Source organism: Sorangium sp. So ce281, from assembly GCF_051527395.1.
Lineage (GTDB): Bacteria > Myxococcota_A > Polyangia > Polyangiales > Polyangiaceae > Sorangium > Sorangium cellulosum_B.
Map to the genome: position 1 here is coordinate 7777305 of NZ_CP150322.1, position 15526 is coordinate 7792830.

13 protein-coding genes are annotated in these 15526 nt (G+C 72.3%); 5 read left to right on the forward strand and 8 right to left on the reverse strand.

Annotated features, from left to right (window positions below; all coding sequences use genetic code 11):
- Nucleotides 1–83 precede the first annotated feature (83 nt).
- Genes WMF27_RS29440 through WMF27_RS29455 form a run of 4 tightly spaced genes read right to left on the reverse strand, consistent with a single transcriptional unit; the run spans nucleotide 84 to nucleotide 5506 of the window.
- Complete coding sequence (locus WMF27_RS29440) at nucleotides 84–1994, reverse strand: beta-ketoacyl synthase N-terminal-like domain-containing protein (RefSeq protein WP_437943179.1); 1911 nt, start codon at nucleotides 1992–1994, stop codon at nucleotides 84–86.
- Nucleotides 1991–2905, reverse strand: coding sequence for a hypothetical protein (locus WMF27_RS29445; RefSeq protein ID WP_437943180.1), 915 nt, complete (start codon nucleotides 2903–2905; stop codon nucleotides 1991–1993). The genes WMF27_RS29440 and WMF27_RS29445 overlap by 4 nt, the downstream gene beginning before the upstream one ends.
- Complete coding sequence (locus tag WMF27_RS29450) at nucleotides 2902–5214, reverse strand: beta-ketoacyl synthase N-terminal-like domain-containing protein (RefSeq protein ID WP_437943181.1); 2313 nt, start codon at nucleotides 5212–5214, stop codon at nucleotides 2902–2904. The genes WMF27_RS29445 and WMF27_RS29450 overlap by 4 nt, the downstream gene beginning before the upstream one ends.
- A 25-nt stretch (nucleotides 5215–5239) precedes the next feature.
- Complete coding sequence (locus tag WMF27_RS29455; protein WP_044969499.1) at nucleotides 5240–5506, reverse strand: phosphopantetheine-binding protein; 267 nt, start codon at nucleotides 5504–5506, stop codon at nucleotides 5240–5242.
- Between the two features lie 84 nt (nucleotides 5507–5590).
- On the opposite strand from WMF27_RS29455, the gene WMF27_RS29460 reads away from it, so the two are divergent.
- Together WMF27_RS29460 and WMF27_RS29465 are read left to right on the forward strand one after the other, a co-directional pair.
- A complete protein-coding gene (locus tag WMF27_RS29460; protein WP_437765548.1) occupies nucleotides 5591–6382 on the forward strand; it encodes an enoyl-CoA hydratase/isomerase family protein in 792 nt (263 codons plus the stop codon).
- A gap of 242 nt (nucleotides 6383–6624) precedes the next feature.
- Nucleotides 6625–7473 (forward strand): RNA polymerase sigma factor, encoded by an 849-nt coding sequence (locus tag WMF27_RS29465; protein ID WP_437765547.1) that lies wholly within the window; start codon nucleotides 6625–6627, stop codon nucleotides 7471–7473.
- A 60-nt stretch (nucleotides 7474–7533) separates the two neighbouring features.
- Here WMF27_RS29465 and WMF27_RS29470 read toward each other — a convergent pair whose 3' ends face one another.
- A complete protein-coding gene (locus tag WMF27_RS29470; RefSeq protein WP_437765546.1) occupies nucleotides 7534–9078 on the reverse strand; it encodes a flavohemoglobin expression-modulating QEGLA motif protein in 1545 nt (514 codons plus the stop codon).
- 130 nt (nucleotides 9079–9208) lie between these two features.
- Between WMF27_RS29470 and WMF27_RS29475 the strand changes: the two genes are divergently transcribed.
- Nucleotides 9209–10243, forward strand: coding sequence for an AAA family ATPase (locus WMF27_RS29475; protein ID WP_437765545.1), 1035 nt, complete (start codon nucleotides 9209–9211; stop codon nucleotides 10241–10243).
- Between the two features lie 32 nt (nucleotides 10244–10275).
- On the opposite strand, the gene sixA is transcribed toward WMF27_RS29475, so the two are convergent.
- Both sixA and WMF27_RS29485 read right to left on the reverse strand, forming a co-directional pair.
- Nucleotides 10276–10803, reverse strand: a complete 528-nt coding sequence (sixA, locus tag WMF27_RS29480) for a phosphohistidine phosphatase SixA (protein WP_437765544.1) — start codon at nucleotides 10801–10803, stop codon at nucleotides 10276–10278.
- 80 nt (nucleotides 10804–10883) lie between these two features.
- Nucleotides 10884–12641, reverse strand: coding sequence for a MopE-related protein (locus WMF27_RS29485; protein WP_437765543.1), 1758 nt, complete (start codon nucleotides 12639–12641; stop codon nucleotides 10884–10886).
- A 920-nt stretch (nucleotides 12642–13561) separates the two neighbouring features.
- On the opposite strand from WMF27_RS29485, the gene WMF27_RS29490 reads away from it, so the two are divergent.
- Nucleotides 13562–14122, forward strand: a complete 561-nt coding sequence (locus WMF27_RS29490) for an SMI1/KNR4 family protein (protein ID WP_437765542.1) — start codon at nucleotides 13562–13564, stop codon at nucleotides 14120–14122.
- A gap of 65 nt (nucleotides 14123–14187) precedes the next feature.
- On the forward strand, nucleotides 14188–15246 hold the full coding sequence (locus WMF27_RS29495; protein ID WP_437765541.1) for an RluA family pseudouridine synthase: 1059 nt from the start codon (nucleotides 14188–14190) through the stop codon (nucleotides 15244–15246).
- On the opposite strand, the gene WMF27_RS29500 is transcribed toward WMF27_RS29495, so the two are convergent.
- Nucleotides 15227–15490 carry a hypothetical protein gene (locus tag WMF27_RS29500; RefSeq protein ID WP_437765540.1) on the reverse strand — a complete coding sequence of 88 codons (264 nt, stop codon included), beginning with the start codon at nucleotides 15488–15490 and terminating at the stop codon, nucleotides 15227–15229. The genes WMF27_RS29495 and WMF27_RS29500 overlap by 20 nt on opposite strands.
- Nucleotides 15491–15526: the final 36 nt, after the last annotated feature.

Genomic DNA, 15526 nt, shown 5'->3' on the forward strand with positions numbered 1-15526 from the left:
GCTGGGAACCTTGCCAGATCGAGGCGCGGATCGGCAAGCGAAGCGATCGCGACCACCGAAGGATGACGGGGACGGGCGCGCCGCTACGCGTGCTCCTCGAGCCAGCGGAGGAGCGCGAGATGGCCGACCGGCCCCTCGTGGTCGACAGGAAGGTCCGGATCGACCCTGCGCAGGCGCTCCTCGTCGCCGGGATCCGCCTGCAGGAGGAGCGCGACGGCGCCGCCGGCGAGCGCGCGGTGCTGGGCGCCGGTGAGGCCGAGCAGCTCGCGCGCGACCGGCCCCGCGTCGTCGGCCGCGAGGACGACCATGCGGTCGGCGTCGGAGGACGCGACGAGCTCGGCCGCGGCGCGGAGCGCCTCCAGCGCGCCGCCGAGCCCGGCGCCTACCGCGAAGCTCGGCCCGGTGAGCTGGTACGCGATGGCGCACTCGCCCGCGATCGCGTTCGGCGACGTCGCAGGGAAGAGGCGCGGCTCGACGAAGCGGGCTCCGCGGGCGCGGCGGCGGGCGTCGTACACGTCGTTGGTGTCGATCGTGGCGAGCGCGTGGCCCGCGACGATGCCGGCGCCCCGCAAGCGATCGGCGCCGACGATGGCGGCGAGGGCTGCCACCGCGGTCAGGCCGAGCCGGCAGAGCGCGTCGAGGCGCGCGAGGCGATCGCGCGCGATGCCGGTCGCCTCGGCGAGGCGCCCGAGATCGGAGCCCGTCACGTGCGCGTGCGCGCGGAGGACCACGGCGCGCGGGCGACGCGGGCGGCGCCCGCTGGCGGAGGACGTGAGCAAGAGGGCGGCGTTGGCGCCGCCGAACGCCGCCGAGAGCTTGAGCGCCGAAGAGAGCGGGCGGGGCTCGGCGCGCTCGAGCAGGTGAGCCGGCGCGTCGGGGTCGAGCTCGCCTTCGGAGGCCGCCGGCGGCGCGATGGACGCCTGGAGGGCGGCTGCTGCGGCGAGCGCCTCGAGCACGCCCGCGGCCCCGAGCGTGTGCCCGATCTGAGCCTTGAACGGGTGGACCACCGGCGGAGGCGCATCCGCGCCCGGCGGCGCGCCCGAGCCCTCCGCGGCGCCGCGCGGCGCGAGCAGCGCGGCGATCGCGCGCGACTCCATCGCGTCGTTGTAAGGCGTCGCCGTGGCGTGGGCGCTGATCAGACCGACGCGCGAGGCAGGCCACCCGGCGTCAGCGAGCGCCGCGGCGCCGGCGCGCGCGAGCCCCGAGCCGGTCCGATCCGGGGCGGTGATGTGCACCGCGTCCGTGGACGCGCCGAAGCCGGCGACGCGGACGATCACCGGGGCGCCGCGGAGGCGGTCCTCGCGGACGAGGGCAACGACGGCGGCGCCCTCGCCGAGCGCCATGCCGTCACGGCCGACCCGAAACGGGCGCGACCTGGACGCCGTGGTCGCGCGGAGCGCCTCGAAGCCGGCGGCGACGAAGATGCTGAGGGCGTCGTAGCCGCCGGCGAGCACGAGATCGCAGGCGTCGCGATCGAGCCAGCGGAGACCGAGGCCGATCGCCAGGGTGCTCGCCGCGCACGCCGCGAGCAGGTGCGTGCGCAGCGGGGTCCGCTCGAGCCCGAACGCCGCGAGCGCGTCGTTGAACGGCGCGAAATAGGTCGCGCGCGAGGCCAGCGCGGCGAGCGATCCGGCGTCGGCGCCCTCGGCGCGGGCGGCGAAGAACCGCTCCGCGGTGAGCATGCCGCCGCTGGAGGTGCCGAGGGCGATGCCGATGCGCTCGCCACGAAAGCCCGGACGCACGCCCTCCAGCGCCGCGAGGGTCTGGGAGAGCGCCGCCTTCAGCAGGTCCGCGGCGCGATCGGCGCCTGGAGCGACGCCGAGCTCCGCGGGCGCGCGCGCGGCGAAGGGCCGCAGCAGGCCGGCGCGAGCCAGCTCCGCGTCGCGCGCGATCGCGACAGGCGCAGGCTCGCCGGCCCGAGGGACGCGGTAGGCGAGGGGGCCGAGGCCGAGCGCCGAGACAGCGCCCGAGGCGATGACGCAGGCGTCGCTCATGGGCCGCCTCCCGGCCGGAGCGCGTCGGGATCGACGAACGCGCGCGGATCCGGCGCGCGATCCCGCTCCTCGGCCTCGCAGATCACCGTGATGAGCAGCCCGGTCGAGGCCTGCGCGTAACGGACGTTGCCGCAGCCCATGCCCTCGGCGATCACGACCTCCTCGTCGAGCCGGCGCCGGCGTGCGCCCTCCGCCGTCGACCACGTGGTGCGGCGCGCGCCGATCACGCCCCGGTCGTCGACCCGCAGATCGATCACGGCGTCGCCGTCGCGCAGGACGAAGGAATCCGTGCTCTCGGCGCGCGAGTACCAGAGCAGCGTCCCCGCGGCCGGGTGGAGCATCCACCAGCGCAGAAAATCTACCGGCAGACCGCGGAGCGCGGTCCGTGGCGTCGAGGCGTCGCCGCGCCTCAGCAGATCGAGCGCGGGAACGGCGAAACGGAAGCGATCGCCGCGGGCCCACAGGTCGAGCGCGGTGGTGCCGCCGGGGCCGAGGAGGATCATCCGCAGCGCGCCCTCGGGCTCGAGAATGTCGCTCCCCGCCGCGCGTGCGCGCCCGTCGATCGCCGGCGGGGAGACCGCGATCGCGCCGCGCGCCTCGAGCACGTGGCCTGTGCGCGGCTCCCGCAATGCCAGGCGGACGCGGAGCGTGCGCGGGCCAGCCCCCTCGACCTCGCGGCGGAGACCTGCGAGGCGCTCGCGCCCCTCTCGCCACGCGGAGGGGTCGAGCCGCGCCGTGGACGTGCCCGCCGATGGGCCAGGCAGGAGGCGCGCCAGCTCGGCGTCGAGCGCGCCGCCGCGCCGCGGGGCGCCCGCGGCGCAGGCCGGGAGGCTCGCGAGCAAGAGCAGGAGGCGCCCGGCGCTGACGAGGCGCCGCGCACGACGGCGGGGAGCGGGCGGCGATGTCGTCACGCGTCGCCGGGAGCGACCAGCAGGATGGCGTATCCCCGGTCGGGTGCGCCGCCCACGACGAGCACGCTCGCGAGGTCGCGGCTGGCGAGCGCCGCGACCGCCGCAGCAGCGGCGAACCCGCCGGCGCCCTCGTGATCGCCGGAGCGCGACGCGAGCGTGGAGCGCGGCACCTCGGCCCACGGTGAGCCCTGCAGGCAGGCGACGAGACGCTCCTCCTCCCGTCCGACGAAGACGGCGGCCGGCGACGGGACGGTGGCCTGCGCTCGCAGGGCGACCTCTCCCGGAGCGCCGAGGCGCGCCGGCGCTGGCGCTCCCGCCAGCATCCCCACGCCGTCACCCCGCCAGGAGTTCCACCAGGACACCATCGCCACCGGGCGCGCCCCTCGCTCACGCGCGCGCGCGGCGCTCTCGAAGAGCAGCACGGCAGCGCCCTCGCTGCGGACACCGCTGCTGACGACTTGCGAGCAGATCGGACCGAGGCACCGCTCGATCATCGGGCTCGTCTCCTCGACGCTGCCCGCGGCGAGCGCCTCCCCCTCCCCGGCCGTGATGAGCTCGATGGCCGTGACCATGGCCGCTTCCGCGGTCGCTCCGAGATCGGCCATCGCGAACACCGGGCCACGGAGGCCCAGGTAGATGGAGGCATGCCCGACCGGCGACGAGGGGACCAGGTTCGGAAAATCGGCGGGGCTCGCGTACTTCGCGCCCTTGTCGTAGATGCGCCGCATGTACGCGGTCGAGGCGTCGACGCTGCCAAAGGACGCGCCGACGATGGCGCCTGGAAGGGTGCGGCTCGGCGCGACGTCGGCCGCTGGATCGCCCGCGCCGGCCTCGGCCTGAACCGCGCCGCCGAGCCCGGCCTCCGAGAGGGCCGTGAGGATCGCGGCCGTCGTCAGCCGGCCAGCGCGGTCGAGCCGCCTCGCCCGCGCGAGATCGAGGTGCGCGGCCGTGTTGAAGGGGATGGCCCCTTCCGCCGGCGGAGGGCCAGGCTCGAGATACGCGGCGCCGCCGCGGGACGCGAGGACGCCGAGCGGGCCGATCGTCGCGGCCGCCGTCACGACGACCGAGCGCCGCCGGGGCGCGCTGCCGGCGTCGAGCGGCGGCGGAAAGCGGCCTGGCTGCGCGAGCACGAGCACGCTGTCCGTGCCGCCGAAGCCGAAGGAGTTCGACATCGCCGACCGGATCGGCGCCTCGCGCGCCTCCTTCAAGTGCACGAGCTGGCAGTCCGGGTCGACCTCTTCGAGGCCGCCGGTCGGGGGCATCACGCCGCGCGCGATGGCGAGGGCGGTGATCGCGGCCTCGACCGCGCCCGCTGCGCCGAGCGTGTGCCCGATCTGCCCCTTCGATGAGGAGACGGCGATGCGGTCCACCTCGGGGCCGAGGCAGGCGCGCAGGGCGGCGCTCTCCATGACGTCGTTCAGCGGCGTCGCGGTGCCGTGCGCGTTGACGTAATCGAGATCCGAGGGCGTGAGCGCCGCGCACCGGAGAGCGTCGCGCATGACGCGCGCGGCGGTGCGCCCCTCGCGCTCGGGGTTGGTGATGTGATGCGCCTCGGCGCCGGTCGCCCATCCGCGGAGCTCGACGATCGGCTCCGCCCCGCGCGCGCGCGCGGCGTCCTCGGACTCGAGGAGCAGGAACGCCGCCGCTTCGCCGAGGTTCAGGCCGGCGCGCCGCCGATCGAACGGGCGGCACGGCTCCGGATCGACGGCCGCGAGCGCGCCGAAGCCGGTGTACGTCAGCCGGCACAGGCCGTCGGCGCCCCCCGCGAGCACGCGGGTGGAGAGGCCGGCGCGGAGCCAGGCCGCGCCCAGCAGGATGGCGTTCGCGCCGCTCGAGCAGGCGCTGCAGACGCTCCTCACCCGACGGAACGGACCGACGGCGGCGCGGACGTGGTCGGCCGTCGATGAGAGGGGATGCGAGAGCATCCGCTTCAGGGGGGCGATCGCGCTGGGGTCGTGCGATAGCCAGGCGAGCAAGTCCTCCGTCTCGAACATCCCGGCGGTCGTCCCGCCGACCACCAGGTCGACCGGAACACCCCTCGGGTCGATGCCCGCGTGCGCGAGCGCCTCGCGGGCCGAGAGCACGGCCATCGCGTCGGTCCGAGACCACCCTTCCGCCTCGCCGGGCGGAGCGACCTCCTCGGGGGAGAGGTCGCGGACCTCCGCGGCGATGCGCCCGCGCGTCCCGGGGATCTCGAACAAGGAGAGCGGCGCGAAGGCCCGTTCTCCTGCGATGAGCCGGTCCATCGTCTCGTTCGCCCCGCGCGCCAGGGGCGAGACGACCCCGATGCCCGTCACCCAGATTCGCACGCCCGAACGGCCCTCTGCGGCGCGCTCACGCCGCCGCGGTCGACTTGACGATGTGGGCCACGAGCGCGTCCACCGATGCGAAGATCGGCCTCGCTTCGTCGCCCTCCGGGATGCGGACGCCGAAGCGCTCCTCCACGCTCATGGCGAGCTGGAGCGCGTCCAGCGAATCGAGGCCCAGCCCCGCGCCGAACAGCGGCGCGGCGTCGTCGATGTCGGCCGGCGTCTTCCCCTCGAGGTTCAGCTCCTCGACCATGAGTTCTTTTAACTTCTGCCGCACGTCCTGCGCGTTCATGAGCACGTCCCTGCGGGGTAGCACAACCCCGCGCCTTTCCACCAGGGGGCAGCGCTTTTTCTGACGGTTTGGTAAAGAGCGCCCATGGCCCTCGTCGACTACGCCACCTCTGCAGGCGTCGCGCTGCTCACGCTCAATGATCCGCCCGTCAACGGCTACACCCACGAGATGATGAAGGACCTCGACGCGGCCATCCTCGAGGCCCGCTTCGACAACGATGTCCATGTCATCGTCATCACCGGGCACGGCGAAAAGTTCTTCTGCGCAGGAGCGAACATCAACATGCTCCGCGAGTCGGACCCGACGTTCAAATACTACTTCTGTCTCCACGCGAACGAGACGTTGAGCCGCCTCGAGCACACGCCGAAGCTCTGCATCGCCGCGCTGAACGGCCACACGGTGGGCGGTGGTCTCGAGATCGCGATGGCCTGTGACCTCCGCATCGCCCGAAAAGGCGCCGGCAAGATCGGCCTCCCCGAGGTCACGCTGGGCGTCCTGCCTGGCACCGGAGGCACCCAGCGCCTGGCCAGGCTCATCGGCAAATCACGCGCGATCCAGCTGATGTGCGAGGGGCAGACGTTCGATTTCGAGACAGCGCTCGCGGTTGGCCTGATCAATGACGTCTGGGAGACGGCCTCCCATGACGAGTTCATCGACCGGATCCTCGCGTACAGCCACACGTTCACGCTGCCGGACCGCGCGGCGCTGGCGGTCGGGCGCATCAAGCGCGCCGTTCAGACGGGCTGCGAGGTAGGGCTCGAACAGGGGCTCGCCCTCGAACGAGAGCTCCAGGCCGAGCTGTTCACGTCGGAGGACGCGCGCGAGGGGCTCGCCGCGTACATGGAGAAGCGGAAACCGGTGTTCCAAGGCAAATGAGCGCAAACCGAGCGCAAACCGAGCGCAAACCGAGCGCAAACCGAGCGCAAACCGAGCGCAAACCGAGCGCAAACCGAGCGCACGCCGCACGTCGACCAGCGCGCTGCCTCGCCGTTCTTCTCCGTGGGCAGCCGGACCAGGCTGACACCGCCTAGAATGTGACAAAAATTACTTTTTAATGGTGGCGTCGGAGGGGTGGACGATTTTCAAATCAGAGGGGGCTGCTGCACGTAAGTTCAGGCATGCAACAGCTTGTTGAGCATGGGCCCCTCCTGGAGCGGCCCAGCTTCGAGACCGTGTACACTGTCGGGCTGTCATTCCTCCGACAAGCGCTCCGCTGGCTCGGGGTGGCAGAGCGCGACGTCGACGACGTCCTGCAAGACGTCCTGATCGCTGCGTATCACGCGCTGGATCGCTTCGATCCGAGGCGCTGCTCGGACGAGGCGCGCGCCAGACATCCCCCCTGCGACCGCGCCCCGAGCCTGGAACGCGGGGCGCCACCGACGGCGAGCCCGCTCGGCGAGCCCCTCAGGCGCTGGCTGTTCGGCATCGCGTGGCGACAGGTCGGCCATTATCGCGGGCGCGCCCACCGCCGCCGAGAGATCGCGGTCGGCGCCGGGGCGAGCTGGCCGTTCGAGCTCGCCGACCCCGGCTTGACCTCGGAACAGCTGCTCGCGCGCGAGCAAAGCGGCCAGCTCGTCGGCAGGCTGCTCGGCGCGCTCGACTCCGAGCGACGCGTGGTCTTGATCATGCACGATCTGCTCGATTTGACGACCGCCGACATCGCGCGCGACCTGGACGTGAAGGAGAACACGGTGCGCAACCGCCTCCGGCTGGCCCGCGAAGACTTCCGCGTGGCGGTGAAGCGCATGAACGCCGAGGACCGACGCGCACTCCACGATCCGTTGAGCCTCCAGGTCGCCGAGCGCTCCCGCGGGGCGGACGAAGAGTCGCTCATGAGCACCGCCAGGCTCATCCCCGAGGTGCCGGACGCTACCCGGCGCAGGATCTGGCTCGCGGTCACGCGCGAGATCGCCGAGGCGCACGCGGCGGGCCCGAGCGCCGCGGCTTGCGCCGCGCCAGCTCCGTAGGCGACCGCCGCACGTACCGAAAGGAGGCCGGCGCAACCGAGGCCCCGGCGTCGGCCGCCCTCAGCGCTCCAGCATCCTGCCGTAGTGCTCGGCGAGCGCCGTCCCCCCCAGGCGGGAGAAGAAGGAAGAATAGCATATCCAGATCGCCAGCCCGTTCATGTCGTCGAAGATCGGCGGGAGATACGGAGGCGGGCGGATGATCCCGTCGGTCATGTGCGCGTGGAGGACAGGGACGTCCTCGTGCGCGACCTTCCCCACGAACAAGAAGGGAATCAGCATCGCCCGATCGTGCTGAATGGCCGCGCGCATGAAGGCGTAGTTGAGGACGATCCCCTTACAGTAGCAGGCGTCCTTCGTGAACGGCGCCCCTCCCGCGAGCACGCCGCCGCGGAAGACGCGCCTGGCATTCTGGAAGCACTCGTCTTCCTCGTAACCTTCGGTGCGGTACCACTCGAACACGTCGAGGAACGACGCCCCGTCCTCCGCCTTGTCCACCGCGAGGATGCGGTCGTTCAGCTTCTTCGCGCGACGCGGAGTGCTCCTGAAGGTGAGGATCTCCACCAGAACGGCGAGCCCTTCCTGCACCGCCGTGGTGCGCGGAGGCCCCTTCGCGAGCCAGCGCGCCACCGGCTGAGCTTGCCCGTTCAGGCTGGTCGCCACGTGCACCCACCCCTCGTGCGCCTCGAGGATGTCGACATCGCTCTTGGAGAACATCGCGCCGCTCCGGATCTTCACGTAGTCGCTGCCGGCGGCGGCGTCCGCGAGGAGCGAGTCGTCCACCTGCACGCGGATCGACGCGCCGCCGAAGAAGCGGTCGAAGCGGGCGTTCAGATCGAGCGCCGCCATCTCCGCCGTGATCTCCCGCTGCTGCGACGGGCCGAGCCGCTCACCGCCGATCGCCGTCAGGAGGTCGTAGAGCACGAACCCCATGTCCCGCACGCTCGTCTTTCCGTCTGGCAGCTTGTCCTTCGGGGATCCGTAGAGCTCGCGGGACAGCGCGTAGAACGCCTTCGTTCCCCGCCCGATGAGCATGCTCACGACCTTCCGGTACTCGTCCGCCGTCGCGCGGAGGATCTGCCCGAGCCGATCGCGCTTGCCGAGCTCCCGCTCGGCGTCGCGCAGGATCTCCTCGAGCTCGCGCTGCTTGGCCTCCGGGTCGAACCCCAGATCGTCCGAGTAGGCGACCTTCGGCAGCTCGCGCTGCTTCGAGCGGACAAATTGCTCTTCGACGTCCGCCTCCCAGCGGAGCGCCTGGAGGATGCGGATCGGCCGCTGCGCGTCGAGCACGCGCTGGGCCAGCCTCGCGAGGATCTCCTTGTAGGAGCGCCACGGCGCCGCGACCGGCGGGAGCGGCGCGTGCGGGATCGGCCCGTCGTGCAAGCTCAGGGACTCGAGCGGCGCCGACGGCGCTTCACCGCTCTCCGCGCCGCCTTGCCCAGGGCCGCCCTGGCCGCCGCTCGCGGCCGCTCCCGCGCCGTCCTCCGCCGCGCCGGCGCTGCCGCTGCCCGGCTCGTCCGCTGGCTCGCTCACCTCGAGCTCGCGCTGCGCCTCCACGTCCGCCGCGTGCGCCCCCCTCCTCTCCCGGGCCTCAGAGCTCTGCGCCATTGCGATCGATTGCTAACACCGGCTCACCTGTCCGAGCAAACCTCCACGGGCCAGGACAGGCGCCGCGGGGAGAGCCGGCTTCGCCGGGTCCTTGTCGGCATCGCGGCCTCGGGGTACGAGCCCTGCCCGTATGAGCGATCCCGAGCACAGGAATGACGCCGAGACGACCGCCGAGGAGGAATCGACCGCCCTCTCGGATGCCGCGCTCCTCGAGCGCACGGCGGAGGGGGCCAGGCGGCTCCGCTCGGCGATCGCGGCGGCGGTGGTAGGGCAGGACGACGTCGTCGAGGCCATGCTGATCACGCTCGCCGCGCGCGGGCATGCGCTGCTCGTCGGCGTCCCGGGGCTCGCCAAGACCCTGCTCGTGTCGTCGCTCGCGAGGGCGCTCGACCTCAGCTTCGGGCGCGTCCAGTTCACGCCTGACCTGCTGCCCGCCGACATCACGGGGACCGACGTGCTGCACGAGCAGCACGGGTCGCGGAGCCTGCGCTTCCAGCCCGGCCCCATCTTCCACAACCTCGTCCTCGCGGACGAGGTGAACCGGACGCCGCCGAAGACGCAGGCCGCCCTGCTCGAGGCGATGCAGGAGCGCAAGGTGACCGTCGGGACCACCACGCACGCCCTCCCCGACCCGTTCCAGGTGTTCGCGACGCGAAACCCGATCGAGCAGGAAGGGACCTACCCGCTGCCAGAGGCGCAGCTCGACCGCTTCTTGCTGGAGATTCACGTCACCTACCCGAGCGAGGCCGAGGAGCGCGAGGTGGCGCGACGGACGACCTCGGGGAAGCCGCCGGCGATCGCGGCGGTGCTCAAGGCGAGAGAGGTGCTGGCGATCGGGCGCCTCGTCCCGCGGATCCCGGTGACCGACGAGGCCGTGGACCTCGCGGTGCGCCTCGCCCGGGCGACGCGGCCGGGGGCGGAGCGCGCGGCGCAGGAGGTCCGGGACTACGTGCGCTACGGCGCGGGGCCGCGCGGGAGCCAGGCGCTGGTGATCGCGGCCAAGGCGCGCGCTGCGCTCCGCGGCGAAGCGGCCGCAGACGTGGACGACGTGAGGGCGCTGCTGATCCCGGCGCTGCGGCACCGGATCGTGCTGTCGTACCGCGCCGAGGCGGACGGCGTCCGCGACGTCGACGTGCTGAGCGCCGTGGAGAGAGCGGTGCGCTGACGGCGCCGCGGCGCGGGCGCCCGTCGACGCCATCACCGCGCGCGGGGCGCCTGTTGCTGCGCGTCCTTCACCGGCGTGACCGCCTTCATGGCCTTCAGATCCAACACGAAGCGCAGCGTCCCCGGCCCGCGCCCGTCCCAGCTCACCGCGACGACGCCGCTCTTCTTCAGGCTCAGGCCGGCCCAGCCGCCATCGCCGAGCAGCGACGTCACCAGCGCCGACAACGAAGGCTCGTGCCCCACCAGCGCCAGCGGCTGAGCCCCCTGGTGCTGCGAGAGCCGGCGAAGGATCTCGGCCGTGTCGCGCGAGGGAGAGAGCTCGGCGACCACCGACACCTCGTCGGTCAGCCGGGCGGCGTCGGCGACGATCTCCGCGGTCTGCACCGCGCGCACGAGGGGGCTCGTCCAGATCACCCCAGGACAGCGGTCCTCCTGCTTCGCGAGCCATTTGGCGACGCGCCGGGTCAGCTTGCGCCCCTTGCCCGTCAACCAGCGACCCGCGTCGCCGAGGTCCGGCGCGTCATCCACGGCGTGGCCGTGGCGAATGATCAGGATCTCCATGACCTGACCTTAGCTTGGACGAGCGCCAGCCGGGGAGCGCCGTCCGCGCGAAAGGGGCGGCGGCGCCACCTCGACGCCCATCAGAACTCGCACTGATGGGTCGCGTCGTTGCAGTGCGAGCCCGGCGCCACGAAGGGACAGATGCTCCCGAGGAAGTTCTCGCACGGGAAACCGCACGTGAATGACGTGTGCGTGTAGCAGATCTGCCCCTCGTCGCAATCGGCGTCGGAGGCGCATCGGCAGGTGAAATCGTCAGGGAACCCGTTCCCGTTTTCATCAAGGCCGTTACAGCACTCCGTCACGTAGACGTCGCTCGCGCTGCAGTCCTCGTCAGCGCAGTCCAGCGCGCCGTCGCAGTCGTTGTCGATCCCGTCGGTGCACGCGGCGGTCCCGAACTCGGGGCCAGGCGCGGCGCCCTTCGCGCAGCTCCGGCATGAGCCGAAGGTGGCGCAGCCGGGATCAGCGCAGTCGACGTAGTGATCGCCGTCGTTGTCGAGGTGGTCGTCGCAGATCTCGCGCGGGTTCGGGACGATCTCGACGTTGAGCACGAAGGGGCCCTCGTTCGGTCCGCTCGCGGGATCGATCGTGAAGCCGTCGAGGAAGACGAAATAGGTGCCGGGGTACAGGATGCCGAAATCGAGCAGGGAGGCCCGCGACCCGCCGCTGTCGTCGTCGCAGCCGATCTCCCGGCCGGAGCTGCAGACGCCCGTGCGAACGTAGAGCGCCGTGTCGAAGGCCGACCCGCGCGAGTCGACGTGCACGCGCGACGGCGCGGTGAGCACGAAGAAGAAGACCGCCTCGCCGGCGTCGCCGCCGCACTCACCCCGGGTCTCGCTCACGTGCCCCGTGGTGTCCCCCGTGTACGTGCCAGTCCCGGGGATGCGCTTCGGCGACAGGCAGTTGGCCTGCTCGAGCACGCACACCGGGCTGCTCGCGCAGTCCGGGTCCTGGCAGTCGACCAGGGCGTCGCCGTCGTCGTCGACGTGGTTGTTGCACCGCTCCGGCGTCGGCTCGCAGTTCGGCGCGAAGGCGCAGGCGCTGTCCGCGCAGTCGACGCGCTCGTCGCAGTTGTTGTCGACGCCGTCGTCGCAGATCTCCGGCACGCAGCGCGCGCAGGCCGGCGCGGAGACGCACTGCGGATCCGCGCAGTCGACGCGCCCGTCGCAGTCGTTGTCGACGCCGTCCTCGCACCGCTCCGGCGAGCCGGGCGGCTCGCACGCGCAAGGGAAGATGCCGCGGCAGTCCGGATCGCCGCAGTCGACCAGGAGATCGCAGTCGTCGTCCTCGCGGTTGTCGCAGCGCTCGCGCTGGGCGCTGCAGGCGCAGAGCGGGTCGGAGCCGCAGTCGGCGTCGTCGCAGTCGAAGGCGAGATCGCAGTCGTCATCGACGCCGTTGCCGCACTTCCCGGCCTCCGAGGCGGAGCAGCCGCAGGCCGGCGTCCCCGAGCAGTCCGCGTCGAAGCAGTCGACGATCGTGTCGCAGTCGTCGTCGGCGCCGTTCTGACAGCGCTCGCCGGCAGGGCTCGGGGTGCAGCCGCAGATCTCCCCTGCTGCGCACGCGGGATCGAAGCAGTCGCTGACGCCGTTGCAGTCGTTGTCCGCGGCGTCCGTGCAGATCTCCGGCGCGCCCGGGAAGACGGACGGGTTGAGGTCGTTGCAGTCGCTCCCGCCGCAGAACGTCGGGCCGACGCCGTCCCGATCGTCGTCGCGGGGGCGATGGTCGCAGCGCCCGCCTACGCAGTCGTCGCTGGTGCAGTCGTCGCCATCGTCACAGTCCGTGGGGCCGCCGCACGCGTCGAAGCCTCCGGCGCCCTCGCCTCCGTTCGATGAGGTCGACATGCTGCCGCTCGTCGCGCCACCGAAGCCGCCCCCTCCAGCGCCGGCGTTCGAGAGGTCGGGGAGGCTCGTCCGGCCGCACGCTCCCGCCAGGACGCCGAGCGCCGCCCATGCGCCGAGCGCGATGAGGTACCGTCGAATCCGGGAAGGCCGCGGAAGCGCCCCCTCGACCCACACTGAAGAGCCCGGCTTCATCTCTCGCACCGGCCGCACGGTGCCCGCGCTTTGGTCCACTTGACAACCCCGAGTTTCCAGGAAAGCAAGTTCTGATCCGCTGGCGCTGGCCGGTCGGCGAGGTGTTGGTCTGGAGCGCGCTTCCTCGCTCTGCGCGGCCGGCCCGAGCAGCCGCGAGGGCTGCTCACGAGCTGGCCTGCACGCCGAGCCGGCCAGCTCGCGCCACGGGATCAGTTGCGGGTCGGAGCATCCGCGTGTAACGAGGGCCGGTGGGCGCGCAGCTCCAGATCGAGTACGAGCGGCCGCCCCCTGGCCTTCAGCGCGGGCGTTACCCTGCGCCACAATGGGTCATCCTCGGGATCGGCGCCGCGGTGGTGCTCATCGCAGCCGCCGTCCTGATCTGGCGAGCGCGGCGCGCCTTCAGCGCACGCGGGAGAGGCGGACCGCGCTCCTCGAGACGAGGATGACGGGAAACGGGAAACCAGGCGAGCACTTCAGGGAGAAGAGGAATGATCGATCGCAGTGCGATCGCAGGTTGACACCGAGCGGACCGGACCGGTAGGCACCATAGAGGGATGCGCACCCGGTCGGCCGATGTAGAGAGCCGACCGAGCGCGCGGCGAGCCTGCAACAGTCGGGGCCCAGAGACGCGGCCCCAGTGAGGCCCTTTGGGTCCTGAAGAACACCGCGTAACCGCGGCCCGTGGACACATGGCACCGATCGAACGTGGCGTTGAGCTTGTGCATCGCGTGATCGCGCAACTGAAGAAGCGCCCTTCCAGCCATACCGCCGAGGGGGCGAGCCAGGCGGCTCTCGATGCGCTCGAGTCGAGGCTGATGGTCGAGCTGCCGCCCACGCTGCGGGCGTTCCTCGAGTTCGATTTCAGGCTCGATAGCCTGGGCCCGCGGTTCAAGGGGAAGCATCGCTTCGGCCAGGACCCGTCGGCGCCTCGACCGAAGCTCACCTCGGTCCGCAAGCTGGCCGAGGCGAAGACCGACCTCGGCTGGACCGAATCGCGACTCCGGGCCAAGCTCGTGAGGCTGCCCAACCTCCCCGGTCAGCCATGGAACGCGCTCTACCTCGGGGAGGCCAGGCGGGACGGCGAGCTCGTCATCCTCGGCCTCGACAACGAGGACACGAACGTCCGGGTCTTCCCGCGCTACACCGCGTTCGACCTGTACCTCGCCGAGCAGTGCGGCCTCATCAAGCTGCGCGAAGCGCAGCGGCTCGAGGACCTCGAGTCGCACGTGGCGCTCAACCCCGAGCTCGGGGCCGCCGAAGAGGACGACGAGGGCGACACGGAGTATTGATCGCGCGGCCGCGGCGCCCTCACCCTGGCATCGCCCGGCCGCGCACGACGTCCGTGACGAACGCGATGGCTGCCGGTGCAGAAGCGCTCCACTTCCGGTTCCGGGTGGACGACGGCGACCCTCGTGACCGGCTCGACAAGCTCGTCGTCCACCTGCTCGACCGCGCCGGCCATGCGGCCTCTCGCGCGGCGGTGCAGCGGTGGATCGCCGCCGGTCGGGTCCTCGTCGACGGGGAGCCCGCGCGCGCGTCGGTGGCGGTGCGCGCGAGCGCGCTGGTCGAGGTCCGACCCGAAGAGCCGCCGCCCTCGTCCACCGCGGCCGAGCCCGACGTGGCCGTCCCGGTGGTGTACGAGGATGAGCACCTGCTCGTCATCGACAAACCTGCCGGGCTCGTCGTGCATCCGGCCCGCGGCCACGCGTCCGGCACGCTGGTCAACGGGCTGCTCGCCCTGCCCGGGTTCGCCCTGGCGCCCGCCGATCCGCGCGATCCCATGGGCCACGTCCGCCCGGGGATCGTGCACAGGCTCGACCGAGGGACGAGCGGCCTGCTCGTCGTGGCGAAGGACGAGCCCACCCGCGAGGCGCTGAAAGATCGGTTCGCCAGGCACGCGATCGAGCGCGAGTACGCCGCGATCGTCGCCGGCGAGGCGCGAGACGCCACCTACGACACGCTCCACGGCCGGCACCCGACCGACAGGCTCCGGTTCACGTCGTGGATCCGCGGCGGCGCCGGCGGACCCGGCGCCGGGGCCGGCGCGCCCGGCTCACGCGTCGCCGCGCCGCGCCGCGCCGTGACGCACGTCCGCGTGCTCGAGAGGCTCGGCGACGCGGCGACCGTCGTCGCGTGCTCGCTCGAGACGGGCCGCACCCACCAGATCCGGGTGCACCTCGCCGAGCGCGGCAGGACCCCCGTCCTCGGAGACCCCCTCTACGGCAAGCCGCCGAAGAGGCCGGCGGTACGGGCGATCGCGGAGGAGCTGGGCCGGCAAGCCCTCCACGCGCGCGTGCTCGGGTTCATCCACCCCGCCACGCAAAAGCCCGTCCGCTGGGAGAGCGCGCTGCCAGCGGACATGCGCAAGGCGCTCGACCAGCTGCGGGCGCTCGCTACCAGATCTTCGATTTGATGTGGCCCTTGGACTTGATGAGGATGTCGATGAGGGCGCGGTCGTAGAAGTTCTTCTGGTAGAGGTCCGGCGAGACGCGGCTCTTGTAGAGGGCGCGCCCTTCCTCGATCTCTTCGGACAAGACCGTGAAGAGGTCATCCTGCTGGATGCCCTGCACGATCTTCTCCTCGTTGTAGAGCGAGAGATCGCTCGCGATGGCGCGCGCGAGGCGGCGCGCCGCCTCTTCCGTTTCAATCAAGGGCATCCGTCTCTCCTCCAGGTTCGCCAGCCGGGGGCACGC

Bases quoted from the DNA above. Each gene is read 5' to 3' on its own strand.
- WMF27_RS29440 (WP_437943179.1), bottom strand. From the start codon at position 1,994: ATGAGCGACGCCTGCGTCATCGCCTCGGGCGCTGTCTCGGCGCTCGGC.
- WMF27_RS29455 (WP_044969499.1), bottom strand. From the start codon at position 5,506: ATGAACGCGCAGGACGTGCGGCAGAAGTTAAAAGAACTCATGGTCGAG.
- WMF27_RS29460 (WP_437765548.1), top strand. From the start codon at position 5,591: ATGGCCCTCGTCGACTACGCCACCTCTGCAGGCGTCGCGCTGCTCACG.
- WMF27_RS29465 (WP_437765547.1), top strand. From the start codon at position 6,625: ATGCAACAGCTTGTTGAGCATGGGCCCCTCCTGGAGCGGCCCAGCTTC.
- WMF27_RS29470 (WP_437765546.1), bottom strand. From the start codon at position 9,078: ATGGCGCAGAGCTCTGAGGCCCGGGAGAGGAGGGGGGCGCACGCGGCG.
- WMF27_RS29475 (WP_437765545.1), top strand. From the start codon at position 9,209: ATGAGCGATCCCGAGCACAGGAATGACGCCGAGACGACCGCCGAGGAG.
- sixA (WP_437765544.1), bottom strand. From the start codon at position 10,803: ATGGAGATCCTGATCATTCGCCACGGCCACGCCGTGGATGACGCGCCG.
- WMF27_RS29485 (WP_437765543.1), bottom strand. From the start codon at position 12,641: ATGTCGACCTCATCGAACGGAGGCGAGGGCGCCGGAGGCTTCGACGCG.
- WMF27_RS29495 (WP_437765541.1), top strand. From the start codon at position 14,188: ATGGCTGCCGGTGCAGAAGCGCTCCACTTCCGGTTCCGGGTGGACGAC.
- WMF27_RS29500 (WP_437765540.1), bottom strand. From the start codon at position 15,490: ATGCCCTTGATTGAAACGGAAGAGGCGGCGCGCCGCCTCGCGCGCGCC.